Source organism: Undibacterium sp. MH2W (genome assembly GCF_049340215.1).
Classification (GTDB): Bacteria; Pseudomonadota; Gammaproteobacteria; order Burkholderiales; family Burkholderiaceae_D; genus Undibacterium.
The window spans coordinates 347024-364158 of the sequence record NZ_JBMPPA010000003.1; the positions used below are offsets into that span (position 1 = coordinate 347024).

15 protein-coding genes are annotated in these 17135 nt (G+C 47.2%); all 15 read left to right on the forward strand.

Annotation, left to right across the window (positions count from 1 at the left end; genetic code table 11):
* Positions 1-142 precede the first annotated feature (142 nt).
* The 15 genes from pyrH to ACO0K2_RS09565 all read left to right on the forward strand — a co-directional run bounded on the left by pyrH (position 143) and on the right by ACO0K2_RS09565 (position 17013).
* Positions 143-859, forward strand: a complete 717-nt coding sequence (pyrH, locus tag ACO0K2_RS09495; RefSeq protein ID WP_423018073.1) for a UMP kinase — start codon at positions 143-145, stop codon at positions 857-859.
* 83 nt (positions 860-942) lie between these two features.
* On the forward strand, positions 943-1503 hold the full coding sequence (gene frr / locus ACO0K2_RS09500; RefSeq protein WP_423018075.1) for a ribosome recycling factor: 561 nt from the start codon (positions 943-945) through the stop codon (positions 1501-1503).
* A 366-nt stretch (positions 1504-1869) separates the two neighbouring features.
* On the forward strand, positions 1870-2685 hold the full coding sequence (locus ACO0K2_RS09505; protein WP_423018077.1) for a phosphatidate cytidylyltransferase: 816 nt from the start codon (positions 1870-1872) through the stop codon (positions 2683-2685).
* 22 nt (positions 2686-2707) lie between these two features.
* A complete protein-coding gene (gene ispC / locus ACO0K2_RS09510) occupies positions 2708-3880 on the forward strand; it encodes a 1-deoxy-D-xylulose-5-phosphate reductoisomerase (protein WP_423018483.1) in 1173 nt (390 codons plus the stop codon).
* On the forward strand, positions 3880-5274 hold the full coding sequence (gene rseP / locus ACO0K2_RS09515) for an RIP metalloprotease RseP (RefSeq protein WP_423018079.1): 1395 nt from the start codon (positions 3880-3882) through the stop codon (positions 5272-5274). The genes ispC and rseP overlap by 1 nt, the downstream gene beginning before the upstream one ends.
* Before the next feature lie 69 nt (positions 5275-5343).
* Complete coding sequence (gene bamA, locus ACO0K2_RS09520; RefSeq protein WP_423018081.1) at positions 5344-7698, forward strand: outer membrane protein assembly factor BamA; 2355 nt, start codon at positions 5344-5346, stop codon at positions 7696-7698.
* 92 nt (positions 7699-7790) lie between these two features.
* Positions 7791-8267, forward strand: a complete 477-nt coding sequence (locus tag ACO0K2_RS09525; RefSeq protein WP_423018485.1) for an OmpH family outer membrane protein — start codon at positions 7791-7793, stop codon at positions 8265-8267.
* Between the two features lie 3 nt (positions 8268-8270).
* Complete coding sequence (lpxD, locus tag ACO0K2_RS09530; RefSeq protein WP_423018083.1) at positions 8271-9332, forward strand: UDP-3-O-(3-hydroxymyristoyl)glucosamine N-acyltransferase; 1062 nt, start codon at positions 8271-8273, stop codon at positions 9330-9332.
* A complete protein-coding gene (fabZ, locus tag ACO0K2_RS09535; RefSeq protein ID WP_423018085.1) occupies positions 9329-9793 on the forward strand; it encodes a 3-hydroxyacyl-ACP dehydratase FabZ in 465 nt (154 codons plus the stop codon). Before lpxD ends, fabZ begins: the two co-directional genes overlap by 4 nt.
* Positions 9793-10581: an acyl-ACP--UDP-N-acetylglucosamine O-acyltransferase gene (gene lpxA, locus ACO0K2_RS09540; protein ID WP_423018087.1), complete on the forward strand. Its 789-nt coding sequence runs from the start codon at positions 9793-9795 to the stop codon at positions 10579-10581. Before fabZ ends, lpxA begins: the two co-directional genes overlap by 1 nt.
* Positions 10582-10588: 7 nt before the next feature.
* Positions 10589-11758, forward strand: coding sequence for a lipid-A-disaccharide synthase (gene lpxB / locus ACO0K2_RS09545; protein ID WP_423018089.1), 1170 nt, complete (start codon positions 10589-10591; stop codon positions 11756-11758).
* A gap of 107 nt (positions 11759-11865) precedes the next feature.
* Positions 11866-12645: a TatD family hydrolase gene (locus tag ACO0K2_RS09550; RefSeq protein WP_423018091.1), complete on the forward strand. Its 780-nt coding sequence runs from the start codon at positions 11866-11868 to the stop codon at positions 12643-12645.
* Positions 12646-12750: 105 nt separating this feature from the next.
* Positions 12751-13449 (forward strand): ankyrin repeat domain-containing protein, encoded by a 699-nt coding sequence (locus ACO0K2_RS09555; protein WP_423018093.1) that lies wholly within the window; start codon positions 12751-12753, stop codon positions 13447-13449.
* A 426-nt stretch (positions 13450-13875) separates the two neighbouring features.
* Positions 13876-15609 (forward strand): ABC transporter permease, encoded by a 1734-nt coding sequence (locus tag ACO0K2_RS09560; protein WP_423018095.1) that lies wholly within the window; start codon positions 13876-13878, stop codon positions 15607-15609.
* Positions 15610-15708: 99 nt separating this feature from the next.
* Positions 15709-17013 carry a nitrate/sulfonate/bicarbonate ABC transporter ATP-binding protein gene (locus ACO0K2_RS09565; RefSeq protein WP_423018097.1) on the forward strand — a complete coding sequence of 435 codons (1305 nt, stop codon included), beginning with the start codon at positions 15709-15711 and terminating at the stop codon, positions 17011-17013.
* The last annotated feature ends 122 nt before the right edge of the window (positions 17014-17135 follow it).

The window sequence follows — 17135 nt, forward strand, 5'->3', positions numbered from 1 at the left end:
TAGTTTGTTTATTCGTTGTAGATGTAAGGTGAAAGCCTACAGCCCAAACCCGTGTGGCTATAAGGCAGAGTGAGCAAACTAAATCAGTTTTTGATTTCCCAGATTTATTGTGTTTATTTAACTTTCCAGAAGGAGTCCTATCATGACAAAACCTGCTTACAAGCGCGTGCTCTTGAAGCTCTCTGGCGAAGCCTTGATGGGCGACGACCCATTTGGCATTAATCGCGCTACCATTGAACGCATGGTGGCCGACGTAGCAGAAATTTCCCGCTTAGGCGTGGAATTGGCCATTGTGATCGGTGGCGGTAATATTTTCCGTGGTGTTGCTCCTGGTGCGCAAGGCATGGATCGCGCAACGGCTGACTATATGGGTATGTTGGCAACGGTGATGAATTCACTGGCGTTAGCTGATGCAATGCGTCAGATTGGTATCACTGCACGTGTGATGTCCGCGATTGCTATCGATCAGGTGGTGGAGCCTTACGTTCGTCCAAAAGCCTTGCAGTATCTTGAAGAGGGTAAGGTTGTTGTATTCGCTGCAGGTACAGGCAACCCATTCTTTACGACCGATACAGCGGCTGCGCTGCGTGGTTCTGAGATTGGCGCTGAGATCGTGTTAAAAGCGACGAAAGTTGATGGTGTGTACACGGCAGATCCGAAAAAAGATCCGAGTGCAACACGCTTCTCGACGATTTCTTTTGATGAGGCGATCTCTCGTCATTTGCAAGTGATGGATGCAACTGCATTTGCGTTGTGTCGCGATCAGAAGTTGCCGATCAAAGTTTTCTCGATCGTTAAGCCTGGTGCGTTAAAGAATGTCATTATGGGTGAAGACGAAGGCACACTTGTACACGTATAATGCACCGTTTCTGAAGTTGTGAATTAATTTTGATCAGGATCTTTTTAGTCTAAAGATCGTGTAATGATGTACTGGAGGACAGAATGGCAGTAGCAGACGTTAAAAAAAATAGCGAACAAAGAATGCAGAAGTCCATCGAGACGCTGAAAAATGATCTCGCTAAAGTGCGTACAGGTCGTGCGCATACCGGTATTCTTGACCATGTAATGGTTGATTATTATGGTGCACCAACGAACATCACCCAAGTGGCGAATGTGACGCTGATTGATGCGCGCACCATTGGTGTTCAGCCATGGGAAAAGAAAATGTTGAGCGCAATTGAAAAAGCAATTCGCGACTCTGATCTCGGTTTGAATCCATCAAGCCAAGGCGACATGATTCGTGTACCAACACCACCTCTGACAGAAGAGCGTCGTAAAGAGATGGTGAAGTTGGTAAAAACAGAAGGCGAGGGCGCAAAAATCGCGATCCGCAATATCCGTCGCGATGCTAATGAATCGCTCAAGAAAATGTTGAAAGACAAAGAATGCTCGGAAGATGATGAGCGTCGTGCACAAGACGATATCCAAAAACTGACAGACAAGTTCGTTGCTGAAGTGGATAAATTATTGCTCGAGAAAGAAAAAGAAGTGTTGACGGTATAAATCCGCTCGCGCATCGATCGCTTGGTACAATATTGTGCAAATAGCACAACTTTGTTTACTTAAAAAACGCACCTCCTTGTAAAAAAACTTTTTATTTTTGCAAGGTGTGTGTGTTTTTTTGTTTCTGGCGTTTGAAATAGGTTGAGTTAAACGTTTGTTGGTTTCTTTCGATCAGCCATGTTACTTAGCGCTTCATTATGTATGACGAATGGTGCGTTGAACGACCAATCTGAACCAAGTATGTCGAGGTGATACTCCGGTCAATGTGGCGACGATGAAATGCCATTGGTATCGGTCACAGACAGAAAATAAAATCGACGTTTTAACAAATTAATTACCAAGTTCTCATCTGATAGAAAGTCGTTGATGTTACAGACTCGCATAATTACCGCATTGATTTTATTGGCGATCTTGTTGCCCATCCTTTACGTTGGCAACTTTTATGCATTCTCTGTCGTTGTCGTGCTATTTTTTGCGGCAGCAATATGGGAATGCCAGCGACTGTTTAAAAAGCCGGGTCCAATTGTGATGACGGTCATCTGGACAGTCTTTTTTGGGTACTTGCTGTTCCACCTTGATAGTTTTTCTACGCCGTTACTTTTCGCCTTGTGCGTTGCATTTTGGTTGCTACGACTCACACCATTGTTAGCGAAGGGATTGCCTGGCTTTGGGTTTTCGAATGGCCTATTAAGCACCTTATATGGCATCGCCATCTTCGGTTGCTTCATTGCGATTGCCGTTTTATTCAAGCGTTCACCTCTTTATCTATTGTCTGTGATGGCCTTAGTGTGGGTGGCTGATATTGGTGCTTACTTTGCGGGCAAAGCCTTCGGAAAACACAAGCTCGCACCGTCTATTTCACCTGGAAAATCGTGGGAAGGCGCTATCGGCGGGTGGGTGGCGGTACTGTTGATTGCCGGCGGTTCGACTCTCATTCCACAGTTACAGGATACATTTGCTGCTCAGTTATTGATGCGCAAAGGCATTGTCATCTCTGCAGTGCTGTTGAGCCTTATTTCTGCTGCCAGTGTCGTGGGAGACTTGTTTGAATCGATGCTTAAACGTCGTGCTGGGATGAAGGATAGCAGTCATTTGCTGCCTGGTCATGGCGGTGTGTTGGATAGAATCGACGCGTTAATCCCTGTATTGCCGCTGGCTGTCCTTTTAGATTTATGGCGTTAAACGAATGAATAATATGGATAACATGCAACGCGTTTGCATCCTAGGATCGACTGGTTCTATCGGCGTATCGACATTAGACGTCATTGCACGTCATCCTGATCGGTATCGTGTCTTTGCATTGACGGCGCATACACAAATTGAGAAGTTGGCAGAACAATGCCAGCGTTTTCTGCCGGAAGTGGCGGTTGTTGGCACAGTGGAAGCAGCCAACGGTTTACGCCAATTGCTCGTGGAGCGTGGCTTAGCCTCAATTCAGATTGAGTTTGGACCACAAGCGTTATGTGATGTGGCCTCTGCACCTGGCTGTGATAGCGTCATGGCAGCCATTGTCGGGGCTGCAGGTTTGCCGGCCTCACTCGCGGCTGCCCAAGCAGGTAAAAAAGTACTTCTCGCCAATAAAGAAGCCTTGGTGATGTCAGGCAGCTTGTTTATGAATGCAATCAAGTCGACAGGCGCAGCGCTGTTGCCGATTGATAGTGAACATAATGCTATTTTTCAATGCTTGCCTGCACATTTTGATGGCGATAGAAAAAAGCATGGCGTACGCAAGATTTTGCTCACTGCTTCGGGCGGTCCATTTTTACATCGCGATGTACAAACACTGTGCGTGGTAACGCCAGAAGAGGCCGTCGCACATCCTAACTGGGTCATGGGGCGTAAAATTTCCATTGATTCAGCAACCATGATGAATAAAGGTCTCGAGGTCATCGAGGCGCATTGGTTGTTCTCCGTTCCGGCCGACGATATTGATGTAGTGATTCATCCGCAAAGCGTGATTCATTCCATGGTTTCCTACAACGATGGATCGGTACTGGCGCAATTAGGTAATCCCGATATGCGAACACCGATTGCGTACGGCCTTGCTTATCCAGAGCGTATTGATTCTGGCGTCGAACCACTCGACTTGGTGAAGGTAGGTAAGCTTAATTTTGAAGCGCCTGATTTCCATCGTTTCCCTTGTTTGCGTCTTGCATACCAAGCGCTCAGAGCAGAGGGATCAGCGCCGACGATTCTCAACGCTAGTAACGAGATCGCCGTACAAGCATTTTTAGACCGTCGGATTAGTTTTGACCGGATCGCTCAGGTAATTGAGCAGTGTCTTGAGAAGATGCCTTCTACTCCTGTCACTGACTTAGAGAGCATCCTTGCAGCTGACGCCCATGCCCGTCAAATCGCTTTAAGCTTGATTCAATAATGCAACTCATTCAGACGATTATTGCGTTTCTTGTCGCCCTAGGTAGCTTGGTAACGATCCATGAATTTGGGCATTACCTTGCTGCCCGCCTATGTGGCGTGAAAGTGCTGCGTTTTTCCGTTGGTATGGGGCGGGTTGTTTTTTCGCGCCGGTTTGGTAAAGACCAGACAGAGTGGGCAATTTCCATGTTGCCACTCGGTGGCTATGTAAAAATGCTTGATGTCCGTGAGCAGGGGGCTGACCAGATTTCTGCCGAGGATCTTCCTCGAGAGTTTTGTCGCCAATCTGTCTGGAAGCGCATTATTATCGTTGCCGCTGGTCCGGTTGCTAACTTTTTATTAGCGATCGCCTTGTATGCAGGCTTATTTTTGCATGGGATTCCTGAACCAATTGCAAAAATCAGAGTCCCATCTGTAAATTCGACGGCCTACCATGCTGGTTTAAGGCATGGTGACCTGATTTTGAGCATCAATGGCAAGCCTATTCACAGCTGGGGTGATGCCCAATGGGAGTTAATGCAGCGCGCTTTGGCAAAAGATAAGGTCGCTGAATTAGTTGTCGAGCGTAGTAAAGATCTTTCGAATACAGATGCCTTGAATGGTCAGTTAGACGAACATGTTGATCGTGTTGTTGACTTGCCGTTGGAGGAATTGACTGCGAAAGACTTGGAGTCTGATTTTTTATCAAAATTAGGTTTTTCACTTGCAAGACCACCAGCAGTGCTCGGGATGATTATTGACGGTGGTCGTGCGCAAGCAGCGGGGCTTCAGGAAGGTGATGTGATTTTGGCGATCGATCATGTGCCAGTACTTGATGGGCTCGCCTTTACTGAGTTAGTCAATGCATCGCCGGACAAACCGCTTCAATTGCATGTTTTTAGACGTCAGCAGGAATTTGATGTGATTGCCACGCCAGAATCTGAATTGGCGAATGGCAAGAAGGTAGGGCGTTTGAAGGTGCAGATGATGCTGGTGCCCGAAATGACTGTGGTACAGAGTGGGCTGTCGGATGCTTTGTTAAAAGCAGGGCAAAAGACGTGGGATACCAGCATGATGAGTTTGAGCATGCTAGGAAAAATGGTGGTTGGTGAAGTTTCCATCAAGAATGTTACTGGTCCCCTGACCATCGCAGATTACGCTGGGAAAACATCGAGATCTGGGCTGATTAGCTATCTCAGTTTTATGGCTTTGATCAGTATCAGCCTTGGCGTGATGAATTTGCTGCCTATACCTGTGTTAGATGGCGGGCATTTGTTGTATTATTCGCTGGAAGTTTTGACAGGGAAACCTGTGTCAGCGCGTTTTGGCGAAATTGCGCAACGTGCCGGTTTGGCATTGTTGATGACAATCATGGCAGTAGCTTTTTTTAATGACATAGTCAGACTGATGTCATAATAGTCGGCTTGATGACAAAAACTCATTCCAGATAGCAATATTGAGAGTATTGAAAGAACTTTATACCCAATGAAATTACATATCGAGCATTTTACTTTGCCTAATTTTCGTCGTCATTCAGTGGCTTTAGCCGCATTGGCTTTATGTTCTGGTAGCGCATTTGCGATTCAACCATTTACAGTAAAAGATATTCGCGTAGAAGGATTGCAGAGAACGGAAGCTGGTACTGTGTTTAGCTATCTGCCTGTGAAAGTAGGCGAAGTGTTCGATGATGCTAAGAGTACGACAGCGATCAAATCCTTATACGCGACTGGTTTTTTTAAAGATATTCAAATCGAAGAGCAAGATGGCGTATTGGTTGTGTTGCTGGAAGAGCGTCCAACGATTGCTGGTGTCGATTTTACGGGTACAAAAGAATTTGAAAAAGACGCCTTAATTAAGGCGTTGAAAGACATCGGCGTCGGCGAGTCGAAGATTTTCGACAAGGCAACAGCTGATCGCGCCGAGCAAGAGTTGAAAAAACAATACTTGTCTAAAGGTCTGTACGGTATGCAGATCACGACGACGATTACCCCGATCGAGCGTAACCGCGTGAAGGTGTTATTTGCCGTTGATGAAGGTGAAGTTGCAAAAATTGCGCAAATTAAAATTATCGGTAATAAAGCTTTTTCCGATGGCGAACTGCGTGATGTGATGGCGTTAAATACGCCGACATGGTTCTCTTGGTACACCAAAGCGGATCAATATTCGAAACAGAAACTTTCTGGTGATATCGAGGCTATCCGGTCGTTTTATCAGAACCGTGGCTATCTCGAGATGCAGATTCTCTCTAGCCAAATTGCGATTACCACCGACAAAAAAGAAATTTATATCACCATCAATCTCTATGAAGGTGATAAATACACGGTTTCTGACGTGAAGTTAGAAGGCGAAATGTTTGGTCGTGAAGACGAGTTGGCATCGTTGATGTTACTCAAGAAAAACGATGTCTACAATGCGGCGCGATTAACAGAAAGTACAAAGCGTATTTCTGAACGTTTGGGGAATTTCGGTTACGCGTTTGCCAACGTTAATGCGAATCCTATTCTCGATAAAGAAAAGAAAGAAGTCGCCTTCACCGTATCCGTTGATCCAGGGAAACGTGTTTATGTTCGCCGCATCAACCTTGCTGGTAATACGCGCACGCGGGATGAAGTTATTCGCCGAGAATTCCGTCAGTTTGAAGGTTCCTGGTACGACGGTGAGAAAATTAAAGCGTCTCGTGATCGCGTAGAGCGACTCAGTTACTTTAGTGATGTAAAACTGGAAACGCCTGAAGTGGCGACCAGCGCTGATGAAGTCGATGTGAGCCTGACGGTGACTGAGAAACCAACAGGTAATCTGACTTTTGGTGCGGGCTATTCCAATGCTGAAAAATTAACGCTCACTGGTTCGATTTCACAAGCTAATGCGTTTGGTAGTGGTGATACGATCGGCATTGAGATGAATACCAGCCGCATTAACAGAACGATCGCCTTATCTCATTACGATCCGTACTTCACAGATGATGGTATCAGTCGCAGTATGGACGTTTATCTGCGTACGACTCGTCCAACGGTGGGCAGTATTGGTGACTACAAAGTACAGACAACCGGCGGCAACGTGCGTTTTGGTGTACCTTTCTCCGAAGTCGATACGGTCTTCTTTGGCCTCGGCGCTGAGCGCACCAAGGTTGATACGTTCTACCTGAGCAGCCCATCCCGCTACCTGAAATACGTGGCGACCTACGGGACAAACGTGGTAAAGGATCCTACCGATCCGTTATATGGCGTTGGTTCAGCTACAACCAATTCTTTCCCATTTACTATCGCATGGCAGCGCGATAGCCGGGATAGCGTGATGACGCCATCGGTAGGTCGTTATCAACGTGTCAATCTTGAGCTTGCGACAATCGGTGATATGAAATACTACCGTGCAATTTATAACGCACAGTACTTCAAGCCTGTTTATCGCTCCGTCGTGCTCGCGTTAAATGGTGAGTTTGATTACGGCCATGGTCTCGGTGGCAATCCTTATCCAATCTTTAAGAACTTCTACGCTGGTGGTATTGGTTCGGTACGTGGATATGAGCCATCGTCCCTTGGTACAAAAGATCCAAATGGCGACTCCCTCGGTGGTGCTAGCCGCGTGATTGGTAATGTAGAATTACAAGTGCCATTCCCTGGCGCTGATAAATCACTGCGCTGGTTCACTTTCCTCGATGGTGGTCAAGTATTTGATGAAGGTCAGAAGATGCAAACAAAAGATTTGCGTTTTGCAACTGGTATCGGTATTAGTTGGATTTCGCCAGTTGGACCACTGAAATTGAGTTTTGGTCATGCTTTGAATGCAAAACCTGAGGACAAGAAGCAGACCTTCCAATTCCAGATGGGTACTGGGTTTTAATTAGTAACGCTGACGTTTAGCGTGCTTTAGTTCGAGTTACGGAGATTATTTTGATTCAACATATCACCCCGTCCAAATTGTTTCTTCGTTTGATGGTTTGTGCGGCCTGTTTCATGGGCGCTCACCATGCTGTTGCCCAAGATTCTCGCGTGGCAATTTTTGATTCTCAACGCGTCATTCGTGAGTCCGCGCCAGCAAAAGCTGCTGAGGCGAAGATCGAACAAGAATTTTCCAAGCGCGGAAAAGAATTGCAAGACATGTCCGCCAAAATTAAAACAATGGCAGAGAAGCTAGATAAAGACTCTCCGGTACTCTCAGAGTCGGAGCGTATTAAACGTCAACGCGAACTGACTGACCTCGATCAAGACTTTAAACGCAAACAACGTATCTTCAATGAAGATTTGAGTCAGCGTAAGAATGAGGAAATCGCAGCATTGGTTGATCGTGCGGTAAAAGCGGTCAAGCAAATTGCGGAGGCTGAAAAATACGACATCGTGTTGCAAGATGCTGTTTATTCAAATCCTCGCGTTGATATTACCGACAAGGTTCTTAAAGCACTCGCTAAATAAATAATGACCACGACGAGCACTCGGCTGGGAGAATTGGTCGATCGCTTCGGTGGTCAATTAATTGGATCTCCCGATATTACGGTGAATGGCATTGCTCCATTGAGCGATGCCGATCAGTATTCGATTACGTTTCTTTCGAACGCTAAACTGCGCCATCAGGCGTCAGCCACGCGTGCGGCTGCTTTGATTCTGACGGAGTCAGACTACGCGCTTGTTTCGAAAGACTACGCTGGAGCGTGCATTATTGCTCCCAACCCCTACGTTTATTTTGCACACGCAGCGCAGTATTTCGCGTCGTTAGTGGCAATTCCTCCGGAGCTTGGCGTGCATCCCACTGCGTGGGTGAGCCCACATGCGGTCGTAGCGGCCTCTGCGAGCATCGGCCCGCACGTCAGCATTGACGCGGAGGCGGTGATCGGTGAAGGCGCAGTGATCAAGGCAGGCGCGGTGATTGGTCGAGGGGTAACAATTGGCGATCAGACATTGTTGCATGCCAATGTCACCGTCTATGATTATTGTATCGTCGGCGCACATTGCATTATTCACTCTGGCGCTGTGATTGGTGCGGATGGGTTCGGTTTTGCGAATGAGCGCGGGCGATGGGTAAAAATTCCTCAAACGGGTCGCGTTGTGATTGGTGATCGGGTGGAAATTGGCGCGAACACAAGTATTGATCGCGGCGCGCTCGCTGATACCATTATTGAAAACGGCGTGATCCTCGATAACCAAATCCAAATCGGACACAACTGTCACATCGGCGAAAATACGGCAATGGCAGGGTGCGTAGGTGTTGCTGGTAGTGCAAAGATTGGTAAAAATTGTACTTTTGGCGGCGCAGCGATGGTGCTAGGCCACTTGACGATCGTCGATAACGTTCACGTTTCGTCTGCTAGCATGGTTTCTAGATCTATTTTAGAACCAGGACAATACACAGGCTTCTATCCTTTGGCGAAAAATGCTGATTGGGAAAAATCAGCCGCGATTGTAAGAAATCTCTCTGGCATGCGGGAGAAAATTCGGCAGCTGGAAAAAACTATTAAAACTTTGACTGAAAAATCATCATGAAAAAAACACTCAACATCAACGAAATTAAAGAATATCTGCCGCATCGTTACCCGATGTTGCTCGTTGACCGCGTATTGGATTGGGAAGACGGGAAAACAATTACCGCCATCAAAAACGTGACCGCCAATGAAGAGTTTTTTAATGGTCATTTTCCCAATAAACCAGTGATGCCTGGTGTGTTGATGATTGAAGCATTAGCGCAAACAGCCGCGTTGCTCTCCTTTTTGTCCATGGGACAAAAGCCTGACGATAAAACGATTGTCTACTTCTTGGGTATCGACGGTGCGCGCTTCAAACGTCCGGTAGAGCCAGGTGATCAACTGAAAATGGAAGTAGAGATCCTGAAGGTGGCCCGTGGTATCTGGAAATACAAAGCAAAAGGTACCGTTGACGGTCAACTTGCATTAGAAGGCGAGTTGATGTGCACTATGCGCAAAACTGATGACAATGCGGAGAAATAATGTCAATCCATCCAAGCGCCCTGATTGATCCAAAGGCAAACCTCGATAGTTCGGTCGAAGTAGGGCCATACGCTATTATTGGTCCTCATGTCAGCATCGGTGCTGGGACAAAAGTGGGGCCACATGTGGTGATTTCTGGCCATACAACCATTGGCAAAGAGAATGATTTTCATGCTTTTTCGTCGATTGGCGGCCCTCCACAAGATAAAAAGTATGCGGGCGAAGTCACCTATCTTGAGATTGGTGATCGCAATCTTGTGCGCGAGTTTTGTACCTTTAATTGCGGCACGGTACAGGACCGCGGTATTACTCGGGTGGGAAGTGACAATTGGTTTTTAGCTTATGTGCATATCGCGCATGATTGCACTGTCGGTAACCATACGATTTTCTCAAATAATGCCGCATTAGCCGGACACGTCGAAATCGGTGACTGGGTCATTATGAGTGGTTTCTCGGCGGTACATCAATTCTGCAAAATTGGTGCACATGCGTTTGTTGGGATGAATACAAGCCTAACGCAAGATGTTCCTCCTTTTGTTTTGCTTTCCGGCAATCCAGCGGTCGCACACGGCGTGAATCTCGAGGGGTTGAAGCGCCGTGGATTTGATCGCGAGCAGTTAAATGCGATCCGCCACGCGTATAAAACTCTCTATAAATCTGGTCTGACATTGGATGAGGCAAAAGCTGCCTTAGATGAGCAGGTGAGTGCGTTGCCAGAAAATGTTGGTGTGCATGTGAAGTCGATGCGCCAATTCCTTGATACCTCAACACGAGGCATTGTCCGTTAAGGCTCCCATGAATGCATTGAACCGGCCGATTGTTTCTATGGTCGCTGGGGAGACATCCGGCGATATGTTAGCTGCGCGGCTCTTATCAGGTCTACGGCCGCGCCTACCCGACTCATTGATCCATGGTATCGGTGGGCCTCGGATGGCGGAACATGGATTTGTCAGTGACTTTCCGATGGATAAGTTATCCGTACGTGGCTTGTTTGAAGTACTTGTCCATTATCGCGAAATCAGTGGTATCCGTAAGCAATTAACACAGCAGTTATTGCAGGAGAAGCCAGATGTGTTTATCGGTGTTGATGCGCCTGATTTCAATCTGGATATGGAGATCACGCTTAAGCAAGCGGGAATTCCGACTATGCATTACATTAGCCCATCCATTTGGGCTTGGCGCGGTGGACGTATCAAAAAAATTGCCGCTGCTGTTTCACACATGCTGGTCGTTTTTCCCTTTGAAGAACAGATTTATCGTGATGCGGGCATCCCTGCGACCTACGTAGGTCATCCACTGGCGCAGGTTATTCCGGTGGAAGTGGATACCCAGGCCGCACGCGATGAGTTGGGACTTGACCCCCGATTCAAAGTCGTCGCCATTCTTCCTGGTAGTCGTATTTCTGAAATTAAATACAATACCGAAGCGTTTATCCGAACCGCCAAATTGCTCTTAGAGCGCGATCCGCATTTGCAGATCGTGGTGCCCATGGCAGGTAATAAGCAACGTAGTTATTACATCAAGTTGGTGGTAGCAGCGAAGTTGGAAGGTGTGCCTGTTTTGTTGATCGATGGACGATCCCACACAGCGATTGCGGCAGCGGATGCTGTTTTGGTCGCTTCTGGTACAGCGTCGTTGGAAGTGGCTTTGTTTAAAAAGCCGATGGTCATTGCTTACAAGATGATGGAAGCCTCTTGGCAGATTCTGAAACATATGGGATATCAGCCTTGGATAGGATTGCCTAACATCTTAGAGCGCGAATTTGTGGTGCCGGAATTTCTGCAGTCTGCAGCGACGCCAAAGGCGATGGCAGATGCACTTTGGGAGCAATTGAATAACGATCGTTTGCAAACAGAGTTAAAAGAACGATTCACAGCGATGCACCATACTTTGCTGCGTGATACAGCGAATCTGTCGGCGCAAGCTGTGATGGATGTGATTGCACAGCACAAGGCGTCTCGATGACATACAATGCGCTAACGTCGAGTGCTTTTGTGATGTAATTTTTGATCTAATTTGTTTGTTTCATAATGGCAGCTCAGGCTGCCATTTAACTTTTGTTTGGTGTCATTATGTACGTCGATTCCCATTGCCATATTAACTTCCCTGAGCTCGCAGAGCGGATGCCTGAGGTGCTTCAGAAAATGGCCGATAACGGCGTCACGCACGCGCTCTGTGTCTCCGTTGATCTACCTGATTTCCCTCAGGTACTGGCATTAGCGGAAACCTATCCACACATTTTTGCTTCAGTGGGTGTCCATCCAGATTATGAAGAAACACCAGAACCCACGGCAGAACAATTAGTGGAATTAGCGCGCCATCCTAAAATTATCGCGATTGGTGAGACTGGTCTTGATTACTTTCGTCTCAAAGGCGACCTAGAATGGCAGAGAGCGCGTTTTCGTCAACACATACGCGCCTCTCGCATCAGTCGAAAGCCTTTAATCATTCACACACGAGCTGCGTCAGAAGATACCATCCGCATCCTTCAGGAAGAGGGGGCAGGTGTGGAGCAGGGTGGCGTTGCCGGTGTCATGCATTGTTTTACCGAGTCGTTGGAAGTTGCACAAGCTGCGATTGAGATGGGATTTTATATTTCGTTTTCTGGCATCGTGACTTTCAAAAGCGCGAAGGACTTGCAAGCAGTGGCCAAGGCAGTACCGTTAGATCGTATCTTAATCGAAACAGACTCTCCCTATCTTGCGCCAGTGCCGTTCCGTGGCAAAACGAATGAGCCCGGATTTGTACGTCATGTGGGGGAATTTCTGGCAGATCTCCGCGGCATTTCTGTGCAGGAAGTACAAAAAGTGACGACGGAGAATTTCTTTCGACTATTTAGCTTTGCTGCTTAATTGAAGCTGAATAGGCATTGCGTTTTCATTGAATTTCTGCTCCGTTTTCATGTGGTTATTGTATCTACAATGACACTGTGAGATGACACTGCGAGGACAAATATCATGACAATACATTCTTGGTGTGTATGCAAAGTACGGTTACTTGGCCGCATGTTAGCGTCTCTGTTTTTTATCCTGATGCAGATGGTGTTCGTTGGGTCTACCTCAGCACAATCCAGTGTCGATGATGATCTGATTTTTGCTGTGAAATTCAATGATGCACCTTCCGTATCGCATTTGATTGAACAAGGCGCTAACGCAAGGATCACTGAACCGTTGCGTGGGGAAACCTTGTTGATGATAGCGATCAGAGAAGGTTCGATGCGTGTCGTTGACGTATTGCTTGCGGCGCGGGATGTTCATCTTGAAGCACGCGCCAAAAACGGTGATACCGCACTAATGATTGCTAGCTTTTTAGGGAAATCGGCCGTCGTTAAAAAACTGGTGGCAGCAGGTGCAGAGGTGAATCAGCCAGGGTGGGCTGCGGTGCATTATGCGGCGGCGAGTGGTGATGTCGAGACCTTACGTTTTTTGCTCGACAATGCAGCGTATATTGACAGCGAGTCCCCCAATAAAACAACTCCGCTCATGTTGGCAATTCGGTCGGGAAAATACGACACCGCACAATATTTATTAGAGTCTGGTGCAGACATACACCTTAAAAATGACGCAGGTATGACTGCACTCGATTTTGCGATGGAATCAGAGAGAAAAGACCTGATTTCGTTGTTAAATGAGCGACTAACGATGGGCGAAAAATAGGTTTTTGCCTCCGCTGATTTTGCATTCATTTTAAGCGCCATCTAAGGCTAAAAATATATCATTTATTTTGCATCGCATCATATTGTGGACAGGTCTATCCCTGTGTTAAAGTGCGGGCTTCTTCATATCGGAGTTCATTCTGTGGATGGTTATAGTTGTCGATCACACGTCGACTTCAACACGGCAATGTAACCGCAGATTTCCTGCAGCTACCTTGCCGTCTGGCGGGTAGTAGTTCTTGCAGCTTTCGCTGATTTTCTACCCAGTTTGTTTGTTTCGATCTGACCATAAAAAAGTGCCATGATGGCCTGAGGTATCGTCAGAGAGAGTTATCCCAGCGCTGATGACAATGTGTCAAAGGCCGAGGAGGTAGTTTGTTGCGCATTAATTTTATTTTGATGAAACGCCCGCTGCGAGGTGGTCACCATGTTTGAACTGTTCAAGCTCCAACCGCGGGATGAGATGGCCGACGACAAAGGGCCTAACCGTTGGGACTGGGCACTACTGCCTTTAATCCTAGCCCTGTTTAGTATTTTTGCTTTTGCAGCAATGCAGATGAGTCGTCCGTTCTCAGTGGGCGAAGCATTGCAAGTCTCGCTCGATCCCTTCTACTTACCTTACTACCTGCTGCGCACGATTCTGCGTATGTTCACGGCGCTTGGTTTTTCATTGCTTTTCAGTCTTGCTTTTGCAGCGATTGCAGTGAAATATGCAGCGGCCGAAAAGATCATGATTCCCGCACTGGATATTTTGCAGTCGGTACCTATTTTGGGTTTTCAGGCGATTGCGATCGCCCCTTTTATTGCGCTTTTTCCAGGCAATCTTCTTGGTGTTGAGTGCGCCGCGATTTTTGCGATTTTTACCTCGCAAGCATGGAACATGGCGTTTAGTTTGTACCAATCCATGCGAACCGTGCCATCTGAGTTACAAGAGGCTGCACACATTTTCCGATTATCAGGTTGGCAGCGTTTTTGGCGTCTTGAGTTGCCGTTCGCGATGCCGGGATTATTGTGGAATATGATGATGTCGATGTCCGGCGGGTGGTTTTTCTTGGTGGCGGCGGAAGCCATTTCGGTCGCTGGGCAAGATATTAAATTGCCCGGTATCGGCTCGTATATTGCTGTGGCCATTGAGGCAAAGGATGGTCATGCCATCGCGTGGGCAATTGGTGCCATGCTGACCGGTATTTTGCTTTACGATCAATTATTTTTCCGCCCCTTACTTGCATGGGCTGATAAATTCCGTTTTGAGGAATCACAGGGTGAAACGTCGCAGCAATCTTGGTTGTTGGATTGGATGCGTAACAGTAGCTGGGTGCGGTCGTGGACAGAAGACTTTTGGTCTTTCCTCAGCCGTGGTTTGGGCTGGTTTAGTGTGACATATGATGGCACGTCTGAACGTGCAATGAAAAAACCAATGAGCCCCCTATGGTCCAGAATATGGGATGGTGTTCTGACGGTCGTTACCTTACTGGCTATTTTCCGACTCATTAGCTTTATTCATAGCGATGTCGGCATGAGTGAGGTGCTCCACGTGATCGGTCTGGCGATGATTACGCTGGTTCGTGTGATGTTGTTGATCGGTCTCGCTTCCTTGGTGTGGGTGCCGGTCTCTGTCTGGATTGGATTGCGTCCTCAATACTCACAAAAAGTACAGGCGGTGGCGCAGTTTTTAGCTGCTTTCCCAGTCAATTTGATGTTCCCGTTGGTGGTGTTCGCGATGGTCACCTTTAAACTGACTCCGAATATCTGGCTAAGTCCGTTAATGGTGTTTGGTACGCAGTGGTATATCCTCTTTAACGTCGTTGCGGGTGCAGCAACCATTCCTAACGAGCTCCGTCTTGCCGCTGATAACCTCGGCTTAAAAGGCTGGTTGAAATGGAAGCGCGTGTATTTGCCAGCTATTTTCCCTAGTTACATCACCGGTGCCATCACGGCGAGTGGCGGCTCTTGGAATGCGAGTATCGTTGCCGAATACGTCACGTGGGGTAAAACGACGTTGGTTGCCGATGGCCTTGGTAGTTACATTAAGCAAATGACCGAAACGGGTGATTTTCATCGTATTGCATTAGGGATCGGCATCATGTGTATTTTTGTGACCTTGCTGAACCGTTTTTTCTGGCGTAAGTTGTATTTGTTGGCAGAAGATCATATTCGTTAATAGGGATTGAATGATCGGTATTCAATGGTCGTGTTCATTGATAGAAACTCACTGATCGCACCTTATTGAACGTCATTGGAATGTGTCTGAAAGAAAAAGATGACTCAAAATTTATTGATAGACCTTAATCAGGTCGCTAAGTCCTTCAAAGCAACAGATGGCAAATCACGTTTAATCCTCGATAAAGTTGATTTTCAACTGAAAGAAGGAGAGATCGTTGCCTTATTGGGTAAATCAGGATCAGGTAAATCGACGCTGTTGCGTATTATGGCTGGCTTAATTCCTGCTGATAAAGGCAAGGTCGCCTATCGTGATAAAGCGATTTTTGGTCCCGTGGCTGGCGTTGCGATGGTGTTTCAGTCTTTTGCCTTGTTTCCTTGGCTGACGGTGCAGCAAAACGTTGAATTGGGTCTTGAGGCACAAGGCGTGCCTGCTGATGAGCGCGAAGAGCGTGCTGATGCGGTGCTTGAGCTCATTGGTTTGGCTGGTTTCGGCGGCGCGCTGCCACGAGAATTATCTGGCGGGATGAAGCAACGTGTTGGTATCGCTCGCGCTTTGGTGACCAATCCTGATATTTTATTGATGGATGAGGCGTTTTCGGCACTGGACGTGTTGACAGGTGAAACACTGCGTAACGACATGCTGGAATTGTGGGATGAAAATAAAATCTCCACTAAAGGTATTTTGATCGTTTCGCACAACATCGAAGAAGCCGTTGTTATGGCGGACCGGATTATCATTCTATCAAGTGATCCAGGCACGATTCGTTGCGAAGTCAAAATTGATTTGCCACGACCACGAAACGTCGAATCTGCTGAAGTCCGCGCACTGATCGATGAAGTGTATGGTTTGATGACGATGCGCACCACGCATGAGGCAAGTTCCGAAGTGCCAAGTTCTAAACACTTGGGCTACCGCTTGCCAGATACCGATGTCAGCCGTATCGAAGCGATTTTGGATATGGTGGCAGAGGCACCATACAATGGTCGCGCCGACTTGCCGCAATTGGCGGAAGAAGCCGAGTTGTCCGATGAAGAACTCTTCCCAACTTATGAGGCTTTAAGCTTGCTGGGTTTTGCGATGCTGGAAAAGGGCGATATTATCCTTACGCCGTTGGGTCGGAAGTACTTCGAGGCGGATCAAGCGCAGAAACAAGAATTGTTTGGCGAACAGTTGCTCATGCACGTTCCACTGGCGGCGCATATCCGTCGCAAGCTCGAGGTGGAAGTCAACGGCAGCTTGTCTGAGCAACCGTTGTTAGAGTTGTTAGAAGAGTTCCTGAAAGCCGACGAAGCGAAACGTGTGCTTGAAGTGGCGATTGAGTGGGGACGTTATGGTGAAGTGTATGAGTACGATTACCACACAGGTCGTCTGAAACTTCCTGAAGAAGAGACAGAAGAGTAATCACATCAGATTCAGGGTATCTTGTTTTGATTGCCTGAGTCCATTTTGTGAGTACCTTTGAATGGCAGCCCCAAGTTGGCTGCCATTTTTATTATCTCAATAATAACGTTTTCGCATATTTT